Genomic DNA, 26,646 nt, shown 5'->3' on the forward strand with positions numbered 1-26,646 from the left:
AGGTTGATACCATGGTATCAACCTTCCTCTGTTGTATATATTGAGTTATTATCTTTTTAAATTATCTACTATACTGGAATCGCTCTTTCTAGTCGGAAGGAATAGATGTATACCTCTTTTACAGGGTATGGGGTCAATCGTTCCAAGGCTTCTTTATAGAGCATGAGCTGAATGCGATAGCGCTCTACTAGAGCCTCTTCATCAAGACGGTCTGTTTTATAATCCACTAGCACCCAAGATCCCTCTTCTAGGAATGCTGTATCGATGATACCTTGTAGGAACAGATCTTCCCCGTCTAGCATCTCTGGGTATACACGGTTCGCAGGAAATAGCATACTAAATGGCAACTCTCGTTCCACTCGCTGTGCTGTTAGCAATCGTTGTCCTAGATCAGACTGAAAGAAATCATAAATCCGTTTTTCACTAATCGCCTTCCGTTCCTCATCAGTCAGGTATCCTTGTAATGCTAGCGAATCCAAGGCTTGTCGCAAAGATGGTCGTGTATACTGTTGCAACGGCAACCACTGCATCACTTCATGCATGAGGGTTCCCCAACGAGCACCACTGCAAATCGGTGTGGACTCTCTCATAGAGGCTAAAGTTACATCAAAAGGACCAAGATCTACTGGCAACTCTGTTGAGGCATTTTCCACACCTACAGCTAATGTACCTACTAAGGAATCTTTTATACCATTCGCATGTCTAGTTGTTCTATGTTCCGTCGCATCCGGCATGATTGATTCTATCATTTCCACATCATCATGACTACTTATATCACGCTTATAATCCGGCTCAATCATCTGTTTTGCCAATTCTTCCAGCTCCACAAAGCGCCGTTTAATTTCAGATACAGAGATTTTCCCCGCTCGCTCTGTGGAACTTTCATAAGGATAGACAGAAGTTAGCCGATCTATCACGACAGGGTCCAATGGTGGCGCTTCCACCGGTAATTGGGCACGTACTTGTTCTAGAATGTCTATTTCTACGGACGGTGTTTCCTGTGAAACACTGTAATCATTTCCATCATGAACATGGAAGGTCACAGGGCAATCTTTGTACGGTATATCTGGGAATTGCGGACTTTCTACCTCCGCAAATTGGCGCAACTGCATGCCACCTGCTACGTGGCGAGCTAAACTTCGCAATATCCAATCTAAATAGGAATTACATCCTAGAATCTGCTCTTTCGTGAAAGCACTTTCACCCCACTGTAAGACAGGCACTACCCATTCACCCATTTTCTTCGTCGCTGGTCGATCCGTGGAGCCATTGATAGATCCCTTCATATAGCCTGTGATATACAGCTTATCTTTAGGCCGAGTTAATGCTACATAAAGAATACGCTCCTCTTCAGCTTTCAAATTTTCTTCCAAAGCTTGGCGTACAAAAATCCAAGGTAAGGAATTATACATCACACGCAAGTCTGGGAAATACCCTTTCAAACCCACTCCATATTCCTTGTGCAATAGCAAGGACCGGTTCAAATCCATTTTGTTAAAGCCCTTTTGAGTGCCCATGAGAAACACCACGGGGAACTCTAAGCCCTTACTTTTGTGGATGGTCATAATGCGCACCACGTTGTCCGCTTCGCTCACTGTTTTGGCAACGCTCAAATCTTCTCCGGATGCCTGTAAGCTTTCAATAAAGCGTAAGAATCGGAATAAGCCACGGTAATTGCCATTTTCATATTGTTTGGCACGCTCATACAAGGCCAGCACATTGCCACGGCGCACCAAACCATTTGGCATGGCGCTCACGTATTCTACCACATGCAAGGTATCGTAGATGTGCCAAATTAAGTCCGTAATGCCTTGACGGCGAGACATGGTCCGCCATGTATCCATAGAGTCCACAAAGCGAATCCAACCTGCATTCTGGGATGCTTCTACAAATGGGCGTAACCCACTCCACAAGCTGTTCTCCCCTACGGACAGACGAAGACGCCCTAAATCGTTGGCATCCATCCCGATAAGAGGCGATTGCAAAACGATGGCCATAGGCAAGTCCTGCTCCGGATTATCGATGATTTGCAACAAGGACAGCACAAACTGCACTTCCATGGCACTGAAATAGCCGGATTTCTCCTCTGCATAGGCAGGGATGCCCTCTCGCCGTAGTAGGTCGATCATTCGGCTCGCTGACCCAGAGATAGATCGCTTCAAGAGTACAATGTCTCGCCATTCCATGAGCCGGAAGGTGCCGTCTTTATCTTGCACCATGGCGCCATTGTTCTTTAACTCTTGGATTTTACAGATCACAAAGAGCATTTCTTTTTCATCGTTCTCTAGGTCTTCTCCGTCTTCCGGGTCTGTCTGTGCCTTGTCTTCATCACAGCAAAGAACGTGCACTTCTACATCACCACCTACCCATTCTGGTGGCGCCTCTTCTACGATGCGACCTGTGTGGAGAGCTTCTGCCTCACCATAGGTAAGCCCTGCCCCTTCATCGGTCATAATTTGGGAAAATATAAAGTTCGTTACATTTAGAATTGCTTCATGGGAACGGAAGTTTTGGGACAAATCGATACGCCGTTCCACACCGTTCACATGGTGGTCAAACCGATGGTACTTTTCCATAAATAGCTGCGGATCTGCCATACGGAATCCATAAATCGACTGTTTCACATCGCCCACATAGAAACGATTGTCTCCACGAGATACTAAATTCACGATAGCCTCTTGGACGCCATTCGTGTCTTGGTATTCATCGACCATCACTTCTTTGAATGTATCCTGTAACTCCAGTGCCACCTCAGATGGCTTGAGTTCTTCTGTAAATTCTGGGTCTACTAATAAGGCTAAGCATAGATGTTCCAAGTCGGAGAAATCGATCATACCTGCTTCTTGTTTTGCCTGCTGAAAATCCTCATGGAATCGTTTCACCAGCCCCATAATACCTCGTGCCAACGGCACTAAGTACTCCATTTGCTCTCGCCAATCTGCTTCCGTAATAGCAAAGACACCTTTCGGCATGGCTTGCAATATCTCTTTTCCTTCTGCCAAAATGGCTTTGATTTCACTCAGGATAGCTGGATCGCTTTCATTCATAGCCTTAGTGGCACGGAGTACGGGGAAACTAAATCCCCCAATCCCCACTACACCCACATGCATAGCATCCCAGGTGTCTGCTTTTTGCATAGCTTGTAACAGCGTTTGCAATTCGCTGACCTTCTCCATCCATTTATCGAACCCATTACCTAACGTCGCCAATCGCTGTGCCTCTTCATAGCGCTCTAGAAGATACTCAATTTGTCGTTGTTGTTCTTTCCAAAATAATGTGCCCCAAGTAGTTTCTAACAAGGTTTGGTGTAAAGCACTTTCATAGGTATGACACACCTGATCTAACCAACGCATAGGCTGACTTTGAGCCAAGGCAAAGTTGTATATTTGAAAGACCGTCTCCCGCAAGATCTGGTCTGATCGTTCCGTGCTAAACATATCGCTCACATCGTAAATATTATATAAACCTTGTTCGTAGGCTTCTAGCAAAATGGCATCTAGCACATCGTAGCGCATAAGCGCTAATTCTCCTTCATTGCCGATAGTAAAAGACGGATCTATATCCAGTTTATAAAAATAACTGCGGATCACCCATTGGCAAAAGGAGTGCAAAGTAGAAATATGGGCGGACGGCAACATATTCAATTGTTCTTCTAAATAAGCATCCCCTGTGGCTTGAAACTCTTCCGCTAGTTTCATCCCGATACGAGCTTTCATCTCCGCTGCTGCCGCCTTTGTGAAAGTCACCACCATCAGTTCCTGAATACTTAGCTCTCGCCGTTTCAGGCGTTGTATCATACGCTCTACGAGGACTGCCGTTTTACCAGATCCCGCCGCAGCGGACACCAAAATAGTTTGGGATGGTAACTGCCCTGGTCTAGGTGCATCAATAGCACTCTGTTGCGCATCAGTCCATTTCATAGGTAGCCCCTCCTGTTTGTAATGCTTCCATCTTCTCCAATGCTTCCTCTTCGGTCATGGTCTTAATATAGCGATATCTATTGCGCGTTCCATCAAAGCGACATAAGGCTTGGAACTCACAATATTCACATGGCCGTCGCTTATCCTTTTGGTACGGACTAATAGGAAACTCTCCATCCATCATCTGTGTACCACTGTTGGAAATAATTTGTTTTGTGTATTTCTTCATAAGGCCAAATTGTTCCATCGTCTTCAAACTTTTGGATGTGCGACTATCTGGAGTGCCGTCCTTTTTCAGGACAATCGGTACATATGGAGAATTGCTTTGATACGCCCTCGTCACATCTAAGGATTGTAAGACGTCACCGTCTACAAAGTATCCACTATTTTTCAACTCTTGGATAGTAGATTTTTCTTCCTCTGCCCGTCTGTGATTCACTACTTCAGATAATTTCACTTGCGGATTCCGTACATAGGTATAGAGGGCAGCCGCTGTGCCAATTCTATCTTGTGTATTCTTTTCCAATGCCAATAGATAGGTCATTAATTGTAATTTCAAGCCATAGTAAATTTCATCAGCTCGCACCGTAGTGCCCCCTGATTTATAGTCAATCACTGCCGCATAATGACCAAGAGGTCCTCGATATTCATCGACACGGTCTATTTGACCGCGCAGTACGATACTTTCGCCATAGTTTTTGCCCAATGGGATGCGCACTGGACGCCAGTTAGATGTGCCCATGCCAAAACTTTGCTCTATTTCTGTAGTGGAAAACTCGCTTTTCTTAGACCAATCTACGAGACGTGCTACCGTAGCTGATAAGGTAGATGTTAATCGAGTATACAGTTGCGCTTCGTACGCATCTCGCTCTTCTGTGCCTATCACCGCATCGGCCGCTTCATGGCATAAAGATTCTTGTTCTTCCTCTGTTAAATCACGCCATTGTCGACCCTGTTCTAATAGATATTCCCCTAAATAGCGCAACGTATCGTGAAGGAAGGTCCCGATTTCAGGAGCTCCAAAGGATTTCACCTTCCGTGGGGCTAAGCGTAATGCATATTGAGCATAGAAACTGTATGGACAACGATGGTATCGTTCTAATCGTGTGACGGATCCCGTTAAAGCATCACTGCGTAACAATAACCCTCGTACAATGGACTGCTCAATGCGTGGCACCGTATTGGAGTCAAACATACCTCGTGTGGCAAAGAACACCTCACCTCTGTAGCCCATTTCTATGCTCCAGTTATAAAGACTCCACCAAGTAGAGGCGATAGGATCTCCTTTCATGAGAGCACTCATACGACTGGAAAAAAGGCCTAAGCTCTGGGATGGTCGCCACAGATAGTCCTGTTCTCGTCCCCCTGGCATAGATAGTGGTGCTTCTTCGATAGTTTTCACATACCCATATTGCTGTAAACGGCGCACTACCAAAGATGGTTCCATTTTAGACCCTTCTTCATCGGATGTGACATAGGACAGATGCAGTCCTTGGCTAGCACGAGTGCAGGCTAAATAGAATAAGAAATTTTCATTGAACATTTGCCCTAAGGCACCCGCCGCTAGTTGCACACCTACCTTAGCCAACGCCGTCCGCTCTTGGTCACGCAGAATGCCTTCGTCCCCCATTTTACGAGGAAATACGCCCTCATTGAGGCCTAGCACATAGACTTCCTTCGCATCTGTCATATAGCTACGGTCGATGGTGGTAATCGTCACATGATCCAACGATGGCGGCACCAAAGAGTAGGTCACTTCACTGAGTCCTTCCTCGATGATAAGCCCCATCTCCTCTGTGTTCAACTTCTCTGTACCCGTCACTGATGCACATTCCTCTAGCAATTGAATAGCATGTTTATAGATCTGTACATGGCTGGCACTTTCTTGTACATCCCCACGGTCCTCTGCTTCGTCATACCAATGTTTCAATTGCTCTGGAATTTGCCAATCTTGCATAGTTTGGAATAGGAACTCACTCCATTCCTGTCCCGTATGTGACAGTTTACAGAAATCATAGATTGGACGCAAATATTCCAGGACGCGCATATGTAAAGCCTGCATCACAGCTCGTCGCTCTTCATCGTCCTCGCCACCATAGGTCCAGGCCTCTCGTAACCACGCCGCCCCTTGAATGCCGTATTCTAAACAATAGTTTTCTAATCGGTCTACTTCTTCCCGTGTGAAAGGCGCAAAATCCGTCTTCAGTAAGCGGAACACTGCGTCATGGTCAAAGAAGGTGCGATATACATGGAAGATACCTTGCAAAAACTCCGCCAAAGGATGGCTAGTCATCATTTTCCGTTGGTCCGAGAAGAAAGGGATGCCATAGTTCATACATGCTTTTTCCAGCACATCACCATAAGGCTCCATATCCCGCAATATAATTGTACAGTCTTTCCAGCGATGCCCCTCTTCTTGACGATATGCCAATATCTTACGACATACTGCATCGGTCTCCCGCTCTCGATTGTAGGCACTTACCATGGTCAACGAATCTTCAGTGGTGTTTGCTTTCATAGGTGTTTTAAAAAATTGTGTGTTCAATTGTTGCAGCACAGGTGTCCCTCGATAGACGGTGTTCATATCATGCACTACTGCCTCTGGATACCAAGTCATCATATCTCGGTACGTCTCCCAAACGCGGAAATACATAGATCCCTTGCGACTGTGCACCTCTTCCTCCAAGGATGGCAAACTGATTGTCATATGACAGGATTCACTAAGAGAAAACAGCCGTTGAATCAATCGATATTGTAGTGGCGTAAACCAATGAAATCCATCCACAAAGACATGACACCCTTGCATCAGTGGCGACTGTGGTAATAGGTCGATCAATGTTTCCATAGAATCTTGGACACCTAACTCTTCCAGCGCTGCATCGTAGCGTTCTAACAACAAGGATAATTCTTGTAATTTACGGCCCAACACCATAGAATCTACATGTTTCACAGCCCCCGACAAGTCCTCTGGCGTCACACCAAAGGCTTTACACTCCGTCAATAGCCCTTGTATGACATCTCCAAAATGAGGTTGTTTCGCTGCCTGTTTAAACAAGTCCAACTCTCCGGCTGATTGCTTTAACAATACCCGAAGGACTAGTTTTTTTCCAATTTCCGACAGGCCTTCTTCTTTCACTTTCCCTAAGGATTGATACACTTGATAGGCTAATCGTGTCATGCCCACCACACGCACCGTGGTGAACCCTTTTTCCTGACGAAACTCTGCTAGTTTGCGTTCCATCATATACGTCGCAGGATCTGGCACAAGGACGATAATCTGGTGGTCTGGATGGTCTTGTAAAATTCGTTCTATCTCTGCGAAACAAGCCGTAGTCTTTCCCGTACCAGCTCCGCCAATATATAACTGTGGTTGCATGTCCAACTCCTTTTCCTTTCAACACGTTGTATCTATCTCTATCCTATCATGTCTAGGGCACTTAGTAAAATTGCCAGGTCCCTCAACCGATTGACCTGGCAATAGTATATATGTAATTAACGGTACGCTACCCGTTTTGGTTGCATATCATGAAAGTGCAAGCGCTCCTTCGCTGTGACTTCCCAATCGGTGCCCGGTTTGCCATAATTGGCGTACGGATCAATGGACAAGCCACCACGTGGTGTAAATTCGCCCCACACTTCAATATATTTAGGCTCCATCAATGCCACTAAGTCTTTCATGATGATGTTGATACAATCTTCGTGAAAGTCTCCATGGTTGCGAAAACTAAATAAATATAATTTTAAAGATTTACTTTCCACCAGCTTTTCATCTGGCACATAGGAAATATAAATCGTTGCAAAGTCCGGTTGCCCCGTCATTGGGCAAAGACTCGTAAACTCTGGACAATTGAATTTCACAAAATAGTCATTCCCTGGATGTTTATTAGGAAATGCTTCTAGCACCTGTGGTGCATAATCTGTAGGATAGTCCGTATGGCTACCTAAAGCATGAACACCTTGTAATTCTGCTGCATTACGACCACTACTCACGAACTAAAACCTCCTTATTTTTATAGACTACTTTCTCCAACGCATTAATCAAGAAGTAGCTCACTACACCACACACGAACTGACCTACTACGAGGGAGCTCACTAATACCCAGTATGGAACTGGCAAGAAATAGATCAACCAAATTGGTACAATCAATCCTGGTACAAAGGTAATGATAGGAATCAACACCCAATTACCTAACCCTTGACGCTTCGCAAGGATGATTAGACCTGTTGTCAATAAACCTACGATAGCTCCACCGATAGAATCCACTAAACCAAAACCACCCATCACTGTATTACTTACAAAGTTGGCAATACTAAAGGCTGGAATGGTGAATGGAAAGATAGCTGACAATCCATAGAGCGCTGTAGCAATACGCACTTGATACTGACCAAAGGCAAAGCCTTGCGTACCGATCATAAGCGCCAAATACATAGCGATGGAAATGGCAGAAATCGTCAATCGTTGTGTGTTGTTAAATTGTTTCATTATAACTCCTTAGTTTTGTTTACAGACAGGAGGATCTCGAACTGTCTATCTAATACCTACTACGACATAACTCGTAGCTACCTAGAACATTTCTAGGGTTTTGAAAAGCTCCGGGTATTCCAATGTGCCAGCTTCTAAAGGTGCTGCTTGGGCATCAAGCTTGATACACATCATATGCTCCCGGTCCAACCCTTCTGGTGGTTCTACACCAAAGTTATGTGCAAAATCATAGCCCAACCGTGGATAGTACACATTACTTCCGTACACGAACAAGTAGGAATATCCCATCTTACGAGCCAATCGTTGGCCCTCTAAGACAAGAGCTCCTCCTACACCATGTCCACGCATAGACTGCGCTACCGCCAGTAGACCCAAAATAAGCACATCTTGGTCGCCTACTTTACCACGCAGGAACATACCATACCCTGCAATGGCATTGTCGATAATCGACACCAAAGATAACTTAGGAATATACGCATCAGACTCACGCAAGGCTTCCACTAGTTTATATTCTCGTCCTGTACTGCGATCTGCACTGATATAGGCTTCTCGCACGAGAGCTGTGACCGTATAAAATTCACGCTTTTTCTCTTCTCGTATAATCATAGTTCCTCCGGTTCATGATGAAAGTACACCAAATGGATTGCTATCCTTTAGTATACCGAACTTTTTCGATAATAGCAAATATCTTTCCCTTATTTCTTAGCTTTCTTCGCTAGTCTCTCTCGTTCTTTTTGCTCTTGTTTTGCCAATCTTTCTTGCTCCTTAGCTTGCTGTTTTGCTAGCTGAGCTTCCTTGTTAGCCTGTTGCTTTGCTAATCGAGCTTGCTCTTTTGCCTGCTGTTTCGCCAATTTTTGTTCTGCTTGTAACTTAGCTCGTTCCGCCCTTGCCAAATGTTGCTGCTCTTTCTTTGCCAATGCCTCTTGTTTTCGTTGAGCTTTCGCTAATTGGCGTTGGGCTTGTGTGTCTAACCGTTCCTGTTTGCGTTCTGCTTTTTGCAATAAAGCCCACTCTTGTTTTGCCACTTTCATAAGCGGTCGTTGTTCCTTTTTAGACGCATCCCATTGACCCCCAGCCATAGCCTCCTGCACTTCTCCATCAATAGGCTGTAAGGCTACGTTTCCTTCTGCCTTCACCGAAGGCACTACTAATTCTAAATGGCTTCGCTGAGATGTTCCTTGTTGAAAAGTGCGCACTTGTACTAACCCATGATTTGGCAAAGCAGATGCATCAATTTGGAAGGATTCCATTTTCTTTTGGATTTCTTCTTTCGTCAAAGCTGGTTCCACTGCTATTGGTGTTCCCTCATCAGCACTATCTATTTGAGCTTTACCTGATTTTGCTTCTTCTTGTTCAATTTCATAATTCATAATAGAACGACGGTTTTCATTGTACAATCGCAATGCCAACATGCGATCACTTTCATTCATAGTTTCACGGCGTGCCACCACATCTGCCATCATAGGGATCAATTCTTTTCTAGTGAATGCTCGTGATCCTAAATCTACCCCCTTAGTATCCGTAATCGCTCCATGTTTCACCAATGTCATAAGCGCTTGATATTCCCAATCAGGAGGACTCACTACACCATATGGGTTTGCCTCTGCTTGAGCCACTGTCAATCCACCGGCTACCAATGCCAATGCTATATAATATCGTAATTGTTTCATATCTATATCCTTTCTATTACCTATGCCGACCTACATACTGCGCCCTCGAGAACTCTGCTAACCACGCTGTTTCACCACTGGCACGAACAGATACAACCACTGCCGTAGCTGGTCCACCACTATGATCTAATTCCTCATCAATCAGTTCTATGGACTCCATAGATGCCCCTTCTAAATAACTTAACACTATCAACTCTTGGCGGATGCCTCTGGAACCAATAGGCACCACACGAGATGTACTAGGATGTGCCAAAGCTCGTCGGACCTCATCATAGGTAACAATCCATTCTGGCTGTTCTAGCACTTCATTACCTACTAAGGGTTTTCCTAGTACGTACACAGCATAAGGTTCCCCTGTACCAAGCATTTCTGGCTTCCCGATTCCTAAGGCAGTAATCCCTACAGAGGTAGTGCTTACTTTCATATTGCTTTCATGGCTGCCATTAATTGGTACATCGATACCTAATGTATCCAATTCCTCTTGAATTCCCCTTATAACAGGTATCACTACCGTATCATAGTCGCCACCAATGAGATATTGAATTCCTTTTACTACACCTTTCGCACATAAAATTTCTAGCATCGCTACACGAGTTGCAAACGCACCTACCATAGAGTAGGGCGCTTCTAATACATCATGTTCTTGCAAACCGATACCACTACTAATATCACTAGCAACAATCCAATCTACACCATTTTGCAAAGAAATTCTTGTTATATCTCGCATATTATCTACCACCAAAAACTTTAGTCAGCTGACTTACCACCAGTGCCGCTCCCACATAATTTACTAGATAGGCTAAAGACAACGGCACAAATAAAATCGCCACAACTTCTACACTGTGCATCATCCATGATGTCACAACTAGACCTAAACCTACATTGATGATATACCCTACTATACCACTTACTACATAAGAGAAAGATGAAGTCCTCTTACGTATACAATATCCTATACTAGCCCCAGTACAAGCCATGATCAAAGCTACCACCACATGCATAGGTACACTAAGAGGAAATCCGGTGAATACGGCCGTTGCTAAATGCCCTAAGGCCCCAAGCACAGCACCTGCTACAGGTCCTAACAGTAAGGCTCCTACAAAAGCTGGCGACGAATCAAATCCAATGGAATACACACCAAAATGAATCTGTCCGCCTATAGCACAAAGAGCAATCAATAAGGCATAGACCGTAATCGTTCTAATATTCATAATACCCCCTCCTAGGGAAGAATAACTCATACTATTTCTATGTTTATTATAGGTGACCCCACCGTATAAAGCAATCATTCATGGTCTTTTCATGTACAACATCTATACTTTTTATATACATCTCTTTAATCTATTTTGAAAATACGTTACAATACAAATATACACCTTAACATGAAAGGAGCACCTATGAAAGTCTTAATTGTTGAAGATGAACAAATGCTGAATAATATTATTGCCAAACGTTTAAAACTAGAATCTATGATTGTAGATCAATGCTTTAACGGAGAAGATGGATTAGATTATATTTCCACATCTAGTTATGATGTGATCGTTATGGACATAATGATGCCAAAAATGGATGGTCATGCCGTAGTACAACAAATGCGTGAAGAAGGTAACAAAACCCCGGTTCTTTTCTTAACTGCCAAAGATACATTAGAAGATAAAGTATCTGGTTTAAATTTAGGCGCTGACGACTATTTAGTAAAACCATTTGAATTTGACGAACTCATTGCTCGCATCTATGCGTTAGCTCGTCGTGGTCGCAATCAAGCTACGGAAGATATTATTGCAGGGCCATTACGCATCAATCAAAAGAGCCGTTCCGTTCTTCGTAATGGAGAGCCTATAACATTAACTGCCAAAGAGTTCGACCTACTCTTCTATTTAGCAAGCAACCAAAATATCGTTTTATCTCGTCAACAAATTCTTGACCATGTGTGGGAATACGACTATGAAAGTTACTCCAATCTAATCGACGTATATATTAAAGACCTGCGCAAAAAAGTGGACATCGACGAAACCAAAAAATTAATTCAAACTGTTCGTGGCGTAGGCTATGTGTTCCGTACCGAGGAATAATCCATGCACGATGTAATCAAACGCTGTTGGAACTCCATAGAGACTCTTCTCTTGCGAGTTCCTTTGGTATATAAAATTACTAGTTGGTACTCTATTTTTCTACTGCTAATGATAGGGCTACTAGCTACCTTTGTAATCCAATTCACCCATATTTGGGACCAAAATGAAATCCGTACAGACCTACAAGAGGCTGTCATTGAATCCGCTAGTGACCCTAAAAAATTTAAGCCCTTTGATGACGGTATCTTTCTCTTAGTCTATACCCATGATGGAGTCGTCTTACGAGGTAATGTACCTGATTTATTTCCAAAAGAGGCTCCTCCTTCCTTTGATGCTATCACTGAAGTGAGTCATCAGAACCGTTCTTTTCTATACTACGATGCTCCCATTCAGCATCGCCCTGGTGTACAAGGCTATATTCGTGGCGTCGTACCTATGGCATTCCTTGATAGAAAGTCAAATAGCATGTTCTTCGCTTTATTATTCGGTGGTATTCTCTTCGTTACGGTTGCTGCTATTGGGGGATATTGGATTATTCAACGAGGTTTAAAACCAGTACGTACCGTTACCAATTTAGCTGCACAAATTTCATTAAAGCGAGATTTATCAGAACGTATTGAAAATATCCCTGAATCTGGAGATACTATCTATCAATTAGCTTCTACTTTCAACCATATGCTCAGCAGTTTAGAAGAATCTTCTAATCGTGAAAAGCGCTTTAATTCCGACATTTCTCATGAATTACGTACACCTATTGCTGTCATCCAAGCTGAAAGTGATTACGCTCGTCAATATGTAGCCTCCTTAGAAGAAGCAAAAGAAAGCTTTCAAAATATTTTTGTTCAGAGTAAGGGAATGGCAGACATGGTCTCACAATTGTTAGAAATTGCTCGCCTTGATAGTCTAACCAATATAGATAAAGAACCTGTCCCTCTATCCCAGGTGGCTGAACAATTAGCCCATACCTATGCTCGATTAAGTAAGGAGAAACATCTTACTTTTACTAGCCATATTGATGAGTCTATCATTGTTTATGGCAACCAAATCCTATTGCAACAGGCAATGGCCAATCTTTTGGACAATGCTTTCAAATTTGCCCATACGAGAGTACACTTGGAAGTCTCCTCAGGATCTACCATTCACATCTCCGTTCAAGATGATGGCATTGGTATCCCTCCGGAAAGCATCCCTTTAATTTGGGATCGATTGTACCAAGTAGACCCTTCACGTACCTCAAAAGAAAATAAAGGTCTCGGACTTGGGCTCTTTTTTGTACAAAATGTTGTGCAACTCCATGAAGGTACACTGCAAGTAGAAAGCACACCAGATGTAAAAACAACATTTGGCTTTGAATTACCAATTCATAATAATTCTGAAATATAACAAAAGAGGATATCTGACAAAATTGTCGGATATCCTCTTTCTTACTTCACTCACTATATACAGTCTATCAGATGTATTGAATGTTCGGTCGATTTCCATGGATTTTCAACACTAAATAGCCAATGATCATCATTCCTATACCTGCCACCAAGAATACATAGGATGTACCCCAATAGGTGGCTACTATGCTAGCAAACAGCGGTCCTATCATATTTCCTAATTGTTGGGATGTCGTGGCAAGTCCGAATACTCGGCCCCGCACTGATGGATCTGTATTCACGGTCATAGCTGATCCAAGGGATGGGAATATACCTACAATAAATACGCCAATAAGTAATTGCAAGGCCCCAAACCACCATAATCCAAACGGTAAACTTTGCAATAATAATACAGTTCCAGTACCCATTAGCCCATAAGATATGACTCTAAAGTATCCTCGCCGCTGTCCATAAGCAGCCCACACATTAGTCATAATCATGCCCATCACACCACCACCGCTGAGAATGGACCCTGCTAACATGGCAGCCCCTTCCATGGACCCTTTTAATTCTCCCACATAAATGGCCACAATAGGTTGTAGCATAAGCATAACAGCTTGCACTAAAAAATATAATCCTAAAATATGGAGTAGTACCTTATTTTGTTTTGCTGCTTGTAAATCTTCTGAAAAAGAAGTTGTTTTTACAGGAGCTTCACTTTCCATTTGTGGTTCTTTCACAAAGATAGCTATTGCTGCAGTGACGATAAATAAAGTAATCCCTGCCACCATAAATACAGGCCGCATCCCTACTGCTAGTTCTGTCAACCCTCCTGTTAAGGGACCCACAGTATTCCCTAGGACTAAACCCATCTGAAAGATACCCATCGCCGTACCTACACGTTCTTTTGGCACAGATAATGATACCATAGTCATAGCGGCTGGCATAAACCCATTGGCAAAACCTTGAAACGCACGAACTAATAAAAATTGATATTCATCTTGTACAAAAGCGCTCCATAAATACGATAGGCCAATCAAAATCCCTGCCCGGATTGCCATTAGTTTCTTTCCATGCTGATCCGCCAATCGACCCCATACAGGAGCCATGATGGCAGCGATAAAAAATGAAATAGAAAATGACAAGCCCGACCAAATAGCTAACTGTTCCTGTTCCACACCGAGCTCTAAAAGATACACGGGAAGGAAAGGAATGATCATTGTATAACAAATGGCAAGCAGTGACATCCCTATAGTAAGAATCCACACTGCCACCATTCCTGTTTGTTGTAATCCTTTCATACTTTACTCCCTCTAGATATACACAAATTGTAACCTTATTGTAACACATCTACCGTAAGGCCCCAATAAATTCCCTTCATAGACAGGGAAATAAAAATAGAGGATAGTTGATATACTATCCTCTACTCATTGTAACTATAAGTAGATTGTCACTATCTAGCCTTTGACATTATGCAAGACTTTCCATAACAAATTCTGTAACAATTGAAGCTCCTCTTGAGATAATCCCAATTTCGTTTCAATTAATTTTGGAATATGTCGAACTTTTTTCTCCAAAGACTTTCCTTTTGTTGTTAACGTAATCATCATAGAACGCTCATCTTGTTTAAATCGTTCACGTATAATTAAGCCTTTTTTCTCTAGCTTCCGTAACAATGGAGTTAATGTTCCCGAGTCTAAATAGATTCTCTCTCCAATCATTTTTAGATTCGCTTCTTTATATTCCCAAATAACAGACATCGCAAGATATTGTGTATATGTGATCCCCAACTCAGAGAGTTCTGGTTGACATGCTCGCAACGCTTCTTTTGCTGCTGCATATAAAGGGAAGCCGATTTCTTGCTCTACCTTTAATTTCTCTTTTTTCATCCTAAAATTCCCTTACCTCTTTCTTACAACTTACACTGAAAAATGTCGGTCAATAACATCTTGAAGCGTTAAACTTTGCATATATTCACGCAAATGATTTTGTAGATGTTCCCATAATGGCAATGTACGGCATCCTTCACTCATCGGACATGTGTTCACATCTTCCTCTAAGCAAGCTACAACTGCAATAGAATCTTCTGTAGCAGCAAGAATATCATAGACCGTATAGTCTTTTGGCTCTTTTGTCAGTTGGTAACCACCATACTTACCACGAACACTTTTTACATATCCTGCTGCACTCAATCGTGCTACAATTCCTTCTAAATATTTATCAGAAATATTTTGGCGCTCCGCCATTTCACGAATAGATACATTGCGATCTACACTGTGCTCTGCCAAATCAACTAGCACGCGTAATGCATATCGACCTTTAGTAGAAATTTTCATAAATAATACCTCTTCAAAAGTAGGATTTATACCTAATCTATATTATATATAGAACAACGAATTTTGTCTATATAGATTGTGTACATATTTAGTACCTATATTGCATAAGTAACACTCACAATATGCATATAAGCAATATATTTTGTATATTTACACATACTGAAAACCAGTGTCGCCTACTAATGTACTCCATTATAAACTTATTAGTATAATTTATATAATTTTATAAGTTTTATAATTTTTTTAAATAAATTGACTCAAAAAACCTATCCTAACCTTCTAGTCTATGCTACAATAAGGATGTAATTTTATTTATTACTAGGAGGTTCACCATGTTAGAACGCGTATTCGCCTTAAAGGAGCGAAATACTACAGTCCGCACAGAAATACTAGCAGGACTGACGACTTTTATTACGATGGCATATATTTTGCTATTAGCTCCCAACTTACTAAGCCTAGCTGGTATGGATAAAGATGCTGTATTAATTGCTACAGCCTTGGGTGGTGGTTTAGTCACCATTGCCATGGGAGTATTTGTTAATTATCCTATTGCTTTAGCACCAGGAGTTGGCCTATTAGCTTTTTATTCCTTCACCGTAGTTCTAGGTATGGGGTTAACATGGCAAACAGCATTAGGTGCTGTATTTATTTCTGGTCTTGTATTCCTTGTACTGACTCTGACGAAAATCCGTCAACTTATTATTGAAGCAATTCCTTCTTCTTTAAAGATTGCTATCACCGTAGGTATTGGCTTGTTCATTTGTATCATTGGTTTGAAACTATCTGGACTTATGACTATCGCCTTATCCTTACAACCTGGTACATTGAACGACATTGTAACTGCCAAAGGTCATGGAGCACCAGCTGCATCAGAAACCTTATTAACATTAGGAAACTTAAGCAATCCTGAAGTGCTTTTATCTCTTTTCTCTTTGTTCTTCTCTGCCGCTCTCATGGCTCGTCGTGTCCCTGGATCTCTATTAATTGGTGTTATCATCACATCTATCATTGCTTATGCGACTGGTATCGCTACTTTACCAGAATCTTTAAGCATTATAGCAGTCCCTGATTTCAGTAAAATTGCCTTTATGGAATTGGATATTTCATCAGCATTCCATGTTGGACTTATTACTATTATCTTTTCATTTACTTTCGTTGAGCTCTTTGACTCCATGGGCACATTGATTGCTACTGCCTCTAAAGCAGGCATTGCAGACCCTAAAAAGGGTGAATTCCCAGGTCTTGGTAAAGCTATGATTGTAGACTCCCTTGGCGTTAGCTTCGGTGCTATGCTTGGTTCTAGCACAATTACTGCATTCGTTGAAAGTGCTGCTGGTGTAGGTGCTGGCGGTCGTACAGGATTGACTGCTGTTACTTGCGGTATCATGTTTATCCTTTGTTTATTCTTTGCTCCATTAATCGCATTAGTTCCAAATGCAGCTACAGCTCCTGTACTTATTTTAGTAGGAGCACTAATGATGGAAGCTATCCGTGAAATCGACTTCTCCGATTGGACAGAAGGTTTCCCTGCCTACTTAGTTATTGTATTAATGCCATTTACATACAGTATTGCTAATGGTGTTGCCGCTGGTCTTATTGTATATCCTTTGATGAAGTTTATCACTGGCCGTCATAAAGATGTACACTGGTTTATGTATGTACTAGGTGCGATTGTATTGGCAAAATACATTTGGTTTGAATAACATACTGAATAACATATAAAATAACTTCAAATACAATAGAGGAAAGTTGATTCCATCATCAGCTTTCCTCTATTTTTTAGATTCTATAATACATGCTATCTCTACTCATATAAGAGTACTCGCCAACTTGTTTTACATGACAATAGGCATATCTCCCCATACATCAATGAAAGGGTCCCACAGGACCCTTTCATTGTATTTTGTATGTATTTCATATGGCTCTAATCAACAGGAATCGGACCTAGTCCCAACCCTTATACTACAGCAAGTCGTCTTCGTATACCGCTTCTTCAAAGAACAATGGCAACAAATCTTCGCTATATTCATTCATATCGCGGCCTGTTTTAGAGAATACCACAGACGCTGCAAATCGCATTAACTCTGCTTCGTTCTCTGGATTGTTCACAAATTCTTCAATAATTTTGTCCATATCTAAATGGCGTTTCATAATGAATCGAGCCAATTTACGACGATTCACTGGATCATTCACCAGTTCATCTACATCGATAATATACTCTGGCATTTTAATAGCAATATGTGTGTGGATTCCGTCTTCTTTCATGATAACCTCCTACTTGCACGCCCTATACTAGAGCTATACTTATATACCAACAAATATTATATTTCATAGTAATCACATAACAATTACATAACTACTTATACCTATTCTTCAACTTTCATAGTAACCTACCAAAATCGGTCATACCCCTAAGTACATCTAGTCATTTCCTGTACTCCTTATACATACCTGCATGTCTGCCTATAGGTTCGCTATGCTCCGTACCCGCTCTTGTAAGCTAGCCTCATTAGTAAACACCGTATCTAAACACAGTCCATGGGCAGGCGCTGTTTTCCCGATTAATTGTCTATTCTCACCAGCTATGATACATAGCACGTCCTCTGGTTGAAAGCGGCCTAAGCCTACATCCACCAAGAATCCTGCTATATTCCGCACCATGTGATACACGAATCCATCTCCTAATACATGGATTCTGACAGTCGTTCCCTCTTGGAATACCTTTACAGCGTACATGGTTTTCACTGGATCTTGTATCGTCGTATTATGGCCTTTGAAAGTACTGAAATTATGTGTTCCTTCTAATGCCTTTGCGGCTTGCTTCATGGACGATATATCCAATGGTTTGCGCACATGGTAGGCATAACGCAGTTGTAGTGGGTCCACCACGGCATCATTATGAATGGTGTAAATGTATTCCTTCCCTTTCACATAATTCCGTGGATTCCAATCCGATGGCAACTCCTGTGCCTCACGGACCACGATATAGGGTGGCATATGGGCAATGAGGGCTCTCATTAGATTATCTACGGGAATCTTACCCATAGTAGTGAATGCCACTACTTGTCCTCTAGCATGGACACCTGCATCCGTCCGAGAAGACCCGTAAATCGTGATAGACTCATTACAAACCTTAGATAAAGCTTCCTCTAAATAGCCTTGCACCGTAGGGCCATTCTGTTGTCGTTGGTATCCACAAAGCTCTGTGCCATCATAGGCGACGATGAGTTGTATGGTTCTTGTCATATACCAAGTCCCCACCGCAATACAGCTAAGAGAAGACTCACGAACACCACTGCGCCAATACCATAGAAATCTAATGGACTATAGCGTAATTCTTTCATCCGTGTACGACCTTCTCCACCTCGGTAACAACGAGATTCCATAGCTACTGCCAATTCATCGGCACGGCGGAAAGCACTAATAAATAATGGCACAAGTAAAGGTACCATATTTTTAGCCCGTTTCAGTAAGGATCCTGTAGTAAAATCAGCACCACGGGATTCTTGTGCTTTCATAATGCGGTCTGTTTCCTCTAATAGTGTTGGAATGAATCGCAAGGCAATGGTCATCATCATAGCCAATTCATGGGCTGGCACACCAAAACGTTTCCATGGATTTAGGAGTCTTTCAATACCATCCGTCAACCGTATAGGCGATGTTGTATAGGTCAACAAGGAGGAGAATACAATTAAGAAAACCAATCGTCCTGCCATAAGGCCACCCAAATTAAGACCTTCTCGACTGATATGAAGCCAACCATAGGTAAATAGATATTCTCCCGGCGTGGTGAATACGTGAATAGCCAAGGTGAATACAATGATAATCCACAAGGGTTTAATAGACAGCCACACCAGCCGCACTGGTAAACGAGATAACCCCAAACATCCGAAGGTAAAGGCTGCTACAATGCTATAGGTCACCAAACTGTCCGCAAAGAAAATAGCAATGATGAAAATCATAGTGGCTATAATCTTAGCCCGTGGGTCCATACGGTGTAACAAGGAATCTCCTGGAAAGTACTGGCCAATGGTAATATTACTTAGCATGGTGCACCTCCTTGAGATACTCGTAAATATCTGCTACTGCCTCATGGACATGGACACGGTCAATATTGACAGGAATGTTTCGCTCTGCTAAAGCTTGCAAGGTTTGCGACAATGGCGGTACATCCACGCCAGCAGATTGTAATTTCTCACGGTCATTATGGAAAATTTCAATAGGGTTGCCATCTAATAAGACTTGCCCTTGGTGCATAACAATCAATCGATTCGCCATGCGAGAAATATCTTCCATATTATGGGACACAAGGATAACGGTAATCCCTTTTTCCTTATGTAGTTTCAGAATTTCTCCAAAGATTTCTTCTCGTCCAAATGGATCGAGTCCAGCAGAAGGCTCATCAAGAATTAAATAGTCTGGATCTAAGGCAATGACACCTGCAATGGCCACACGGCGCATTTGTCCACCCGACAAATGGAAGGGAGACCGCTCTGCATAGGTATCGTAGTCTAAGCCTACAAATTTCATGGCTTCTCGCACACGGCGGTCCACTTCCGCCTCATCAAATCCTAGATTCTTAGGTCCAAAGGCAATATCTTTAGCAATGGTTTCCTCGAAGAGCTGATGCTCTGGATATTGGAATACCATACCTACTTTATGACGTGTTTGTTTTACTGTTTCTGTTTTACCTACTAGGTCCACACCATTGACTGTTACGGTACCTGAGGTAGGATGCAATAAACCATTCAGATGTTGTACTAAGGTGGATTTACCCGACCCAGTATGGCCGATGATGCCTACAAACTCACCTTCGTGAATGGTCAAGCTCACATCGTGAAGAGCCGTTTTTTCAAAAGGTGTCCCCTGTCCATAGGTGTAGGTTACATGTTCTAATTGAATTGACATATGGCCTCCCCTAGTTCTTCATTGCTAGTAATGCCCTTTGGCATAGTGACCCCTTTTTCTTGTAAGCGCACCGCAATCTCTGACGGCACCGGTACATCTAGCCCAAGACCTTTTAACGTGTCTACATTCATAAATACATCTTTTGGAGCTCCTTCATCGATGACCTTACCTTGTTTCATCACAATGATACGATCTGCTAAAGCTGCTTCTTCCATAAAGTGCGTAATATATACGATAGTGATGCCTTCTTCTTTATTGAGACGGTACACCGTATCCATGACTTCTTTGCGTCCTTTAGGATCGAGCATAGCCGTTGGCTCATCTAAAATAATGCATTTAGGTTTCATCGCTAAAACACCAGCAATGGCGATACGTTGCTTTTGCCCTCCTGATAATAGATGGGGCCCATGTAAAGCATAGTCCGACATATTCACAGCTGCTAATGCAGCATCCACACGTTCTCGAATTTCTGGAGCTGGTACCCCTAAGTTTTCTGGACCAAAAGCCACATCTTCTTCTACAATGGCTGCCACGATTTGATTATCTGGATTTTGGAATACCATGCCCACATTTTGGCGAATATTCCAAATTAATTGTTCTTCTTTTGTATCCATTCCTAAAACGGTAACGGTACCAGATGTAGGTTGCAATAGGACATTAAAATGTTTGGCAAGGGTACTTTTACCACTCCCATTGGTCCCTATAATACTGACAAACTCACCTTCATGAATGTGAACGCTCACATCCTGTAAGGCGTGTACCTCACGGCCCATTTCGTCTTGGTACACATGACTCATATGGTCCGTAGCGATCATAACTTGTTTCATTTTTTATCTAATTTCCTCTCTACGTAAGTACAATTGTTACTTCGTATTACAATCTACTTCATTATACCTTGTAGAGAGGTTTAGGACAATAGGCAACCTGCTGTAGGTTTATATGGTTAACAATACAATTTATTTTTTGAAAGCAATGTGACGATAACTTGTGAAAGTCAACCATTTTCCGAAAGTATCATTTAGATTCTTAGAATCTTCAATATCCGCTAAGAATTGAGTATATTCTTCGCCAGAGTGTACCTCAATACCAAAGCCACGACCGTTTAGCAATGGCAAACCTTGGTAGGTATACTCACGCAATGGAGCGATGGCTGTGATGACACCATCTCGCACAGAAATATAGACTTTATCACGTAGAATTAGGATATCGAAAGTACTTGGATATTGGTAACTATCTCCTGTAAGCGGAATCGCATCACCCACATGGTATGTGGCACATTCAGGTCTTACTTTATCTACGGTTAACCCTTCCACATCGTAGTAGAATTCTTCAAAAATATCGCCACGACCACGCACGGCATCGCCAATAAATGTGTACAGTTCCTCTCCTTTATCGAGGGTATCTTGGATAACACCACAGGCCGCTGTCATATGGCTTACACGGTCGATAAGGATGAACTCGCCCAATGTTTTATGCTTAGTGAAAGTATCCACCACAATTGGCTCTTGTAAAGTCAAAACACAACGAGCTATTTCATTTTTGCTTAATCCATCTCGATCCACATGATCGCCTGTATTCACATCCACAGCATACCGAATTTTGCTCACTACCCCAGACACTAATTTCGTACCTGCCATGATCAGATATTCTCTGCCTTCTTGCAAGGTAGTATCATCCATCCATAGTAATGTCGTTTCTAGCTTCGCGCTCACCTGTAACTCTGTGCCATTTACAATGACGCAACCACGGGACACATCTACTTCACGGTCTAATTGGATGGTCACCGCTTCTCCTACGTGAATTTCCTCGACAGAATCAAATCCTCGAATTAAAGATTTCACCACTGCCGTTTCACCGCTTGGCAATACGCACACTGTGTCATTCACACGAAGAGTACCGCTTTCTACTTGACCTTGGAACCCTCTAAACGTATGGTCTGGTCGCGATACACGTTGTACTGGCAAATAGAAGCCTTCTTCTTCAAAAGCTTGGATATCTACTGTTTCTAAATGGCCGAGCAAGGTATTGCCCTTGTACCAAGGCATGTGCGGAGAGTGAACGGTAATATTATCCCCCTCTGTAGCCGATACAGGAATAATAGCAATGTCCGCCAGTTGCAATTCTTGTTGTAATGCTTGAATATCTGCTTGAATCTCTTGGAATCGACTTTCACTATAGTCCACTAAGTCCATTTTGTTCACTGCAAAGATGAAATGTTGGATACCCATTAAGGCGCAGATACGAGCATGACGACGTGTTTGCACCAACACACCTTGCTTCGCATCCACCAGAATGATCGCTAAGTCAGCAAAGGATGCCCCTACCGCCATATTGCGAGTATATTCTTCATGACCTGGTGTATCCGCCACGATGAAGCTGCGATGATCTGTTGTGAAATAGCGATACGCCACATCGATGGTGATACCTTGCTCACGCTCTGCCATCAAACCGTCTAGCAACAAGGAATAATCAATTTTGCCACCACGACTGCCTACCTTACTTTCTAATTCAAGGGCTTCTTTTTGGTCAGCATATAATAATTTGGAGTCGTATAAGATATGTCCAATCAATGTAGATTTTCCGTCATCTACACTGCCACATGTAATGAATTTCAATAAACTTTTCATTAGAAATAGCCCTCCCGTTTACGTCGTTCCATGCTACCTGCCGCTTCACTGTCGATAACCCTTGTTGTTCGTTCAGAGGATACGGCACTCAATGTTTCTTCAATGATTTCATCTAAGGTAGTCGCATTCGATTCAATGCCACCTGTTAATGGGTAGCAGCCTAAGGTACGGAATCGAACTAATTTATTTTCTACTGTTTCACCTTCTTGTAAGCGGAATCGTTCATCATCGACCATAATTAAGTTGCCATCACGTTCTACTACTGGTCGTTCTGCTGCGAAATACAATGGCACGATATCGATATTTTCTCGTTTGATATATTGCCAAATATCTGTTTCTGTCCAGTTAGAGATAGGGAATACACGCATGCTTTCCCCTTTGTTGATTTTTGTGTTAAATAGTTTCCACATTTCTGGACGTTGGTTCTTCGGATCCCACGCATGTTGTTCATTTCTGAAAGAAAAGATACGCTCTTTCGCACGGGATTTTTCTTCATCTCGACGACCGCCCCCAAAGGCTGCATCAAAACCGTATTTATCCAAAGCTTGTTTTAACGCTTGTGTTTTCATAATATCTGTGTAGGCCGCACCAGAGTCAAATGGATTGATGCCACGATCTACTCCATCCTGATTAATGTACTCTAGCATTTCAATGCCTAGTTTCTTTGCCACATTGTCACGAAACTCAATCATCTCTTTGAACTTCCAAGTCGTGTTCACATGTAAGAATGGGAATGGCGGTTTTGCTGGGTAAAAAGCTTTCATCGCTAAATGCAGCATCACCGAACTATCTTTCCCAATGGAGTATAGCATCACTGGATTTTCACATTGTGCGGCTACCTCTCGAATAATATATATAGCTTCCGCTTCTAATTCATCTAAATGAGAGAATTGACTCATATTGACCTCCTTAATAGGCATTACTTTCTTTTGCATTCACTGTAATTCGTTGCACAGTTCCATCTACTTTCGTAATGTCCCAGTGCAATAAATGACCTTCTGTTTGCACTACCATAGTAGCGCCCTTACCACCCATGTCTTCTCCTAAGAAAAAGGAAATGGCTCCTACAGGGCATTCTTTTACGCAAGACACGCAGCCCCAACAATCAGAAGGATAGGCGATGTAAGCTTTCTTCGCCTCATCTTTATAGATTAATGTCCCAGGGCATACTTGCTGGCATCTACCGCAACCGATACAAGTATCCTTATTAATTTGTATGCTCATAAGTATCCCCCTTTTCCACTAGTGGCCGTTGAAAGACCTGAAATTCACCATCTTGATATACGGAGTTGACGTACACCAATCTCTCATCACTGCAATGTGGGTAATCTCCATGCTCTCCAAAGCTGTGCCAACGTGTTTCCTTACGTCCCTCTAAATGAGCCACTAAGGCTTGAGCCACCACAATGCGATCTCGCAATTCATAGAGGTAGGACAGTTCATGTAATGTGCTTGCCTGTAGTTGCTCTACGTCTTTTGCTAAGGCTTCTAATTTTAATTTCGCAACGCCTAAGCTTTCTTCTGTGTATTTGTAGGCTTGGCTAATGCCACCGGCATAGACATCCATAATATCCTGTAATCGTTGTTCCTGTTCTTCAATACGGGCTAATGCAGAATCAGCATTAGTATAGGATAGTTCAACACCAATGTTTGTGCCGTTTTGTACAACACTATCGTTAGATCTGGTTTGTACAGAATCAACATTGGTATTAACTGCTGTAAATTCGCCCCTCACATGGGTTAGTAGGTTACTATCACTGGCACGGCTTATACCAGCACCTCCGTTAGCCCCCATTTGTGAAGTATATCGTTTCACGATAGCATCAATTGCTTTCTGATACCACGGTTCATTTCCTACAGATGGTACTTTACCTTGCTCTTGGTATCGTCGCACAATCTCATCCCCAGCAATTTCTCCTTCTGCTAAGGCTCCTGTGACATACTTTTGAGGTGCTCCCCCTGCCACATCACCAGCAGCAAATAGGTTAGCGATGGTCGTTTCTCGATGTGTATCGACCCAGTAACCACTCGCCGTATGACCGCCTACAATGTATGGCTCTGTGCCTTCAATTTCTACATTTTCTGTGGCAGGTCCTTGACCTCGTTCTACCCACCGTAATGTTTGGCTTGGCGCCATGTTGAGGTAGGCTTTCAGAAGGTCTTGCTCTTGGTCTGGAGAAATCCCCTTCGTCCCTAAATAGCAAGGGCCTCTGCCTTCCACCTGTTCCTGTACGGTACCGTACACACGTTGTGAAGTAGTAATACCGTATACACTTTCATAGTTCTCGCCAAGACTATTGATTTGTTTCGCTCCTACCCCTTGGGCGATGGTCCCAGTAGGTGCGATAGTATCTTTACAACGAAGGGCAATGAACCGCATCTCTAAGGTGGTCATCTCCGCCCCTTGCAAGATACCCATAGCATAGCCTGCCCCTGTATTGAAAGGGGAATACCACATTTTGTGGCGAGAGAAGCCTGGATTGTTGGGCTTATAAATCCCAGAGGCTCCGCCAGTAGCACAGATTACGTAAGTGGCTTCAATCTCATAGATGGTCCCCGTTTCCTTATGGAAACCCACAGCGCCATAGATACAATTGTCTTTCACGATATAATCTGTGATAACTAGTTGGTTAATCACCTCACAATTTTCTAAAGATTCCACGGCGCTCGCCAAGATGGGCTTAATATTTTCACCATTAATTTTAATATTTCGATTCCCACGAGCTACGTAATTACCTTGGCCATCTTTCAAAATCACTAGGCCTAATCGTTCTAACTCATGAACCGTTCCATTCACTCGTTCGCACATAGTACGCAACAAGTCATCTCGTACAATACCCTCCGCATCCTTTGTAGCATAGTCCACATAATCTTGAACCGTGCGGTTCGGCAAAATATAACAGTTGATGGCATTCACCCCTGCTGCCAAACAGCCGCTTCGTTTAATATGGGCCTTCTCCGCCACAATGATTCGAGCATCGCTGGCTTTTCCTATGGTTAACGCTGCATAACAACCAGCCGTCCCTCCGCCAATAATCAGCACATCCGTGCGCAGTCGCTCTTTCTTTCCTAACATCCTATGCACCCTTTCTTTCCTATGCATATACCCTTGTATATATTGTTTCTGTTCTATCTATAATTTCTAAAATATACTAGCAGTTATTTCCATACCAGCTATATCTTCTCTAATCATTTCATACACATTTGGTATATATGGCGTAACATCCTTGTAGCCTATATTACAGATAGCTAACTAATATCATCTATCT

Annotated in this window: 23 protein-coding genes; 3 read left to right on the forward strand and 20 right to left on the reverse strand. The window is 42.5% G+C overall.

Features of this window, described 5'->3' with window-relative positions; all coding sequences use genetic code 11:
- Window positions 1-68: 68 nt before the first annotated feature.
- From addA to EO113_RS06765, 8 genes are all read right to left on the reverse strand, one after another.
- Window positions 69-3,920 carry a helicase-exonuclease AddAB subunit AddA gene (addA, locus tag EO113_RS06730; RefSeq protein WP_127135880.1) on the reverse strand — a complete coding sequence of 1,284 codons (3,852 nt, stop codon included), beginning with the start codon at window positions 3,918-3,920 and terminating at the stop codon, window positions 69-71.
- On the reverse strand, window positions 3,907-7,296 hold the full coding sequence (locus tag EO113_RS06735) for a PD-(D/E)XK nuclease family protein (RefSeq protein ID WP_127135881.1): 3,390 nt from the start codon (window positions 7,294-7,296) through the stop codon (window positions 3,907-3,909). The genes addA and EO113_RS06735 overlap by 14 nt, the downstream gene beginning before the upstream one ends.
- A gap of 116 nt (window positions 7,297-7,412) precedes the next feature.
- Window positions 7,413-7,910 (reverse strand): preQ(1) synthase, encoded by a 498-nt coding sequence (gene queF, locus EO113_RS06740; RefSeq protein WP_127011052.1) that lies wholly within the window; start codon window positions 7,908-7,910, stop codon window positions 7,413-7,415.
- Entirely contained in the window at window positions 7,903-8,403 is a 501-nt protein-coding gene (locus tag EO113_RS06745; protein WP_127135882.1) for a QueT transporter family protein, read from the reverse strand. Before EO113_RS06745 ends, queF begins: the two co-directional genes overlap by 8 nt.
- A gap of 81 nt (window positions 8,404-8,484) precedes the next feature.
- Window positions 8,485-9,009, reverse strand: a complete 525-nt coding sequence (locus tag EO113_RS06750) for a GNAT family N-acetyltransferase (protein WP_062401206.1) — start codon at window positions 9,007-9,009, stop codon at window positions 8,485-8,487.
- 89 nt (window positions 9,010-9,098) lie between these two features.
- Window positions 9,099-10,073, reverse strand: a complete 975-nt coding sequence (locus EO113_RS06755) for a hypothetical protein (RefSeq protein WP_127135883.1) — start codon at window positions 10,071-10,073, stop codon at window positions 9,099-9,101.
- A 16-nt stretch (window positions 10,074-10,089) separates the two neighbouring features.
- Entirely contained in the window at window positions 10,090-10,800 is a 711-nt protein-coding gene (locus EO113_RS06760) for a hypothetical protein (protein ID WP_127061704.1), read from the reverse strand.
- Window position 10,801: 1 nt separating this feature from the next.
- A complete protein-coding gene (locus EO113_RS06765) occupies window positions 10,802-11,284 on the reverse strand; it encodes an ECF transporter S component (protein WP_164723762.1) in 483 nt (160 codons plus the stop codon).
- A 186-nt stretch (window positions 11,285-11,470) separates the two neighbouring features.
- On the opposite strand from EO113_RS06765, the gene EO113_RS06770 reads away from it, so the two are divergent.
- Both EO113_RS06770 and EO113_RS06775 read left to right on the forward strand, forming a co-directional pair.
- Window positions 11,471-12,145, forward strand: a complete 675-nt coding sequence (locus EO113_RS06770; RefSeq protein ID WP_062401198.1) for a response regulator transcription factor — start codon at window positions 11,471-11,473, stop codon at window positions 12,143-12,145.
- A gap of 108 nt (window positions 12,146-12,253) precedes the next feature.
- The gene (locus EO113_RS06775) at window positions 12,254-13,528 is read left to right on the forward strand and encodes a cell wall metabolism sensor histidine kinase WalK (RefSeq protein ID WP_164723761.1); all 1,275 of its coding nucleotides are present in this window, start codon (window positions 12,254-12,256) and stop codon (window positions 13,526-13,528) included.
- A gap of 67 nt (window positions 13,529-13,595) precedes the next feature.
- Here the strand turns inward: EO113_RS06775 and EO113_RS06780 are convergent, their stop codons facing one another.
- The 3 genes from EO113_RS06780 to EO113_RS06790 all read right to left on the reverse strand — a co-directional run bounded on the left by EO113_RS06780 (window position 13,596) and on the right by EO113_RS06790 (window position 15,842).
- Window positions 13,596-14,807: an MFS transporter gene (locus EO113_RS06780; RefSeq protein ID WP_127135884.1), complete on the reverse strand. Its 1,212-nt coding sequence runs from the start codon at window positions 14,805-14,807 to the stop codon at window positions 13,596-13,598.
- A gap of 156 nt (window positions 14,808-14,963) precedes the next feature.
- The gene (locus EO113_RS06785) at window positions 14,964-15,395 is read right to left on the reverse strand and encodes a MarR family winged helix-turn-helix transcriptional regulator (RefSeq protein WP_062401192.1); all 432 of its coding nucleotides are present in this window, start codon (window positions 15,393-15,395) and stop codon (window positions 14,964-14,966) included.
- 30 nt (window positions 15,396-15,425) lie between these two features.
- Window positions 15,426-15,842: an Rrf2 family transcriptional regulator gene (locus EO113_RS06790; RefSeq protein ID WP_009353240.1), complete on the reverse strand. Its 417-nt coding sequence runs from the start codon at window positions 15,840-15,842 to the stop codon at window positions 15,426-15,428.
- Window positions 15,843-16,174: 332 nt separating this feature from the next.
- Between EO113_RS06790 and EO113_RS06795 the strand changes: the two genes are divergently transcribed.
- Window positions 16,175-17,545, forward strand: coding sequence for an NCS2 family permease (locus EO113_RS06795; protein ID WP_009353152.1), 1,371 nt, complete (start codon window positions 16,175-16,177; stop codon window positions 17,543-17,545).
- Window positions 17,546-17,804: 259 nt separating this feature from the next.
- Here EO113_RS06795 and EO113_RS06800 read toward each other — a convergent pair whose 3' ends face one another.
- From EO113_RS06800 to EO113_RS06840, 9 genes are all read right to left on the reverse strand, one after another.
- On the reverse strand, window positions 17,805-18,107 hold the full coding sequence (locus EO113_RS06800) for a hypothetical protein (protein WP_009353198.1): 303 nt from the start codon (window positions 18,105-18,107) through the stop codon (window positions 17,805-17,807).
- Between the two features lie 198 nt (window positions 18,108-18,305).
- Entirely contained in the window at window positions 18,306-19,088 is a 783-nt protein-coding gene (truA, locus tag EO113_RS06805; RefSeq protein ID WP_127135885.1) for a tRNA pseudouridine(38-40) synthase TruA, read from the reverse strand.
- Complete coding sequence (locus EO113_RS06810; RefSeq protein WP_127135886.1) at window positions 19,085-19,891, reverse strand: energy-coupling factor transporter transmembrane protein EcfT; 807 nt, start codon at window positions 19,889-19,891, stop codon at window positions 19,085-19,087. The genes truA and EO113_RS06810 overlap by 4 nt, the downstream gene beginning before the upstream one ends.
- Window positions 19,881-20,750 (reverse strand): energy-coupling factor transporter ATPase, encoded by an 870-nt coding sequence (locus EO113_RS06815; RefSeq protein WP_127135887.1) that lies wholly within the window; start codon window positions 20,748-20,750, stop codon window positions 19,881-19,883. Before EO113_RS06815 ends, EO113_RS06810 begins: the two co-directional genes overlap by 11 nt.
- Entirely contained in the window at window positions 20,735-21,577 is an 843-nt protein-coding gene (locus EO113_RS06820) for an energy-coupling factor transporter ATPase (protein ID WP_127135888.1), read from the reverse strand. Before EO113_RS06820 ends, EO113_RS06815 begins: the two co-directional genes overlap by 16 nt.
- 129 nt (window positions 21,578-21,706) lie before the next feature.
- On the reverse strand, window positions 21,707-23,377 hold the full coding sequence (locus EO113_RS06825) for a sulfate adenylyltransferase subunit 1 (protein ID WP_127135889.1): 1,671 nt from the start codon (window positions 23,375-23,377) through the stop codon (window positions 21,707-21,709).
- Window positions 23,377-24,276: a sulfate adenylyltransferase subunit CysD gene (cysD, locus tag EO113_RS06830; RefSeq protein ID WP_127135890.1), complete on the reverse strand. Its 900-nt coding sequence runs from the start codon at window positions 24,274-24,276 to the stop codon at window positions 23,377-23,379. The genes EO113_RS06825 and cysD overlap by 1 nt, the downstream gene beginning before the upstream one ends.
- Before the next feature lie 10 nt (window positions 24,277-24,286).
- Window positions 24,287-24,601 carry a ferredoxin family protein gene (locus EO113_RS06835; RefSeq protein WP_127135891.1) on the reverse strand — a complete coding sequence of 105 codons (315 nt, stop codon included), beginning with the start codon at window positions 24,599-24,601 and terminating at the stop codon, window positions 24,287-24,289.
- Entirely contained in the window at window positions 24,585-26,453 is a 1,869-nt protein-coding gene (locus tag EO113_RS06840) for an adenylyl-sulfate reductase subunit alpha (protein WP_127135892.1), read from the reverse strand. Before EO113_RS06840 ends, EO113_RS06835 begins: the two co-directional genes overlap by 17 nt.
- Window positions 26,454-26,646: the final 193 nt, after the last annotated feature.

Origin of the sequence: Veillonella sp. 3913, from assembly GCF_003992235.1 — a bacterium.
GTDB lineage: Bacteria > Bacillota > Negativicutes > Veillonellales > Veillonellaceae > F0422.

Bases quoted from the DNA above. Each gene is read 5' to 3' on its own strand.
- addA (WP_127135880.1), bottom strand. From the start codon at position 3,920: ATGAAATGGACTGATGCGCAACAGAGTGCTATTGATGCACCTAGACCA.
- EO113_RS06735 (WP_127135881.1), bottom strand. From the start codon at position 7,296: ATGCAACCACAGTTATATATTGGCGGAGCTGGTACGGGAAAGACTACG.
- EO113_RS06745 (WP_127135882.1), bottom strand. From the start codon at position 8,403: ATGAAACAATTTAACAACACACAACGATTGACGATTTCTGCCATTTCC.
- EO113_RS06750 (WP_062401206.1), bottom strand. From the start codon at position 9,009: ATGATTATACGAGAAGAGAAAAAGCGTGAATTTTATACGGTCACAGCT.
- EO113_RS06755 (WP_127135883.1), bottom strand. From the start codon at position 10,073: ATGAAACAATTACGATATTATATAGCATTGGCATTGGTAGCCGGTGGA.
- EO113_RS06760 (WP_127061704.1), bottom strand. From the start codon at position 10,800: ATGCGAGATATAACAAGAATTTCTTTGCAAAATGGTGTAGATTGGATT.
- EO113_RS06765 (WP_164723762.1), bottom strand. From the start codon at position 11,284: ATGAATATTAGAACGATTACGGTCTATGCCTTATTGATTGCTCTTTGT.
- EO113_RS06770 (WP_062401198.1), top strand. From the start codon at position 11,471: ATGAAAGTCTTAATTGTTGAAGATGAACAAATGCTGAATAATATTATT.
- EO113_RS06775 (WP_164723761.1), top strand. From the start codon at position 12,254: ATGATAGGGCTACTAGCTACCTTTGTAATCCAATTCACCCATATTTGG.
- EO113_RS06780 (WP_127135884.1), bottom strand. From the start codon at position 14,807: ATGAAAGGATTACAACAAACAGGAATGGTGGCAGTGTGGATTCTTACT.
- EO113_RS06785 (WP_062401192.1), bottom strand. From the start codon at position 15,395: ATGAAAAAAGAGAAATTAAAGGTAGAGCAAGAAATCGGCTTCCCTTTA.
- EO113_RS06790 (WP_009353240.1), bottom strand. From the start codon at position 15,842: ATGAAAATTTCTACTAAAGGTCGATATGCATTACGCGTGCTAGTTGAT.
- EO113_RS06795 (WP_009353152.1), top strand. From the start codon at position 16,175: ATGTTAGAACGCGTATTCGCCTTAAAGGAGCGAAATACTACAGTCCGC.
- EO113_RS06800 (WP_009353198.1), bottom strand. From the start codon at position 18,107: ATGAAAGAAGACGGAATCCACACACATATTGCTATTAAAATGCCAGAG.
- truA (WP_127135885.1), bottom strand. From the start codon at position 19,088: ATGACAAGAACCATACAACTCATCGTCGCCTATGATGGCACAGAGCTT.
- EO113_RS06810 (WP_127135886.1), bottom strand. From the start codon at position 19,891: ATGCTAAGTAATATTACCATTGGCCAGTACTTTCCAGGAGATTCCTTG.
- EO113_RS06815 (WP_127135887.1), bottom strand. From the start codon at position 20,750: ATGTCAATTCAATTAGAACATGTAACCTACACCTATGGACAGGGGACA.
- EO113_RS06820 (WP_127135888.1), bottom strand. From the start codon at position 21,577: ATGAAACAAGTTATGATCGCTACGGACCATATGAGTCATGTGTACCAA.
- EO113_RS06825 (WP_127135889.1), bottom strand. From the start codon at position 23,377: ATGAAAAGTTTATTGAAATTCATTACATGTGGCAGTGTAGATGACGGA.
- cysD (WP_127135890.1), bottom strand. From the start codon at position 24,276: ATGAGTCAATTCTCTCATTTAGATGAATTAGAAGCGGAAGCTATATAT.
- EO113_RS06835 (WP_127135891.1), bottom strand. From the start codon at position 24,601: ATGAGCATACAAATTAATAAGGATACTTGTATCGGTTGCGGTAGATGC.
- EO113_RS06840 (WP_127135892.1), bottom strand. From the start codon at position 26,453: ATGTTAGGAAAGAAAGAGCGACTGCGCACGGATGTGCTGATTATTGGC.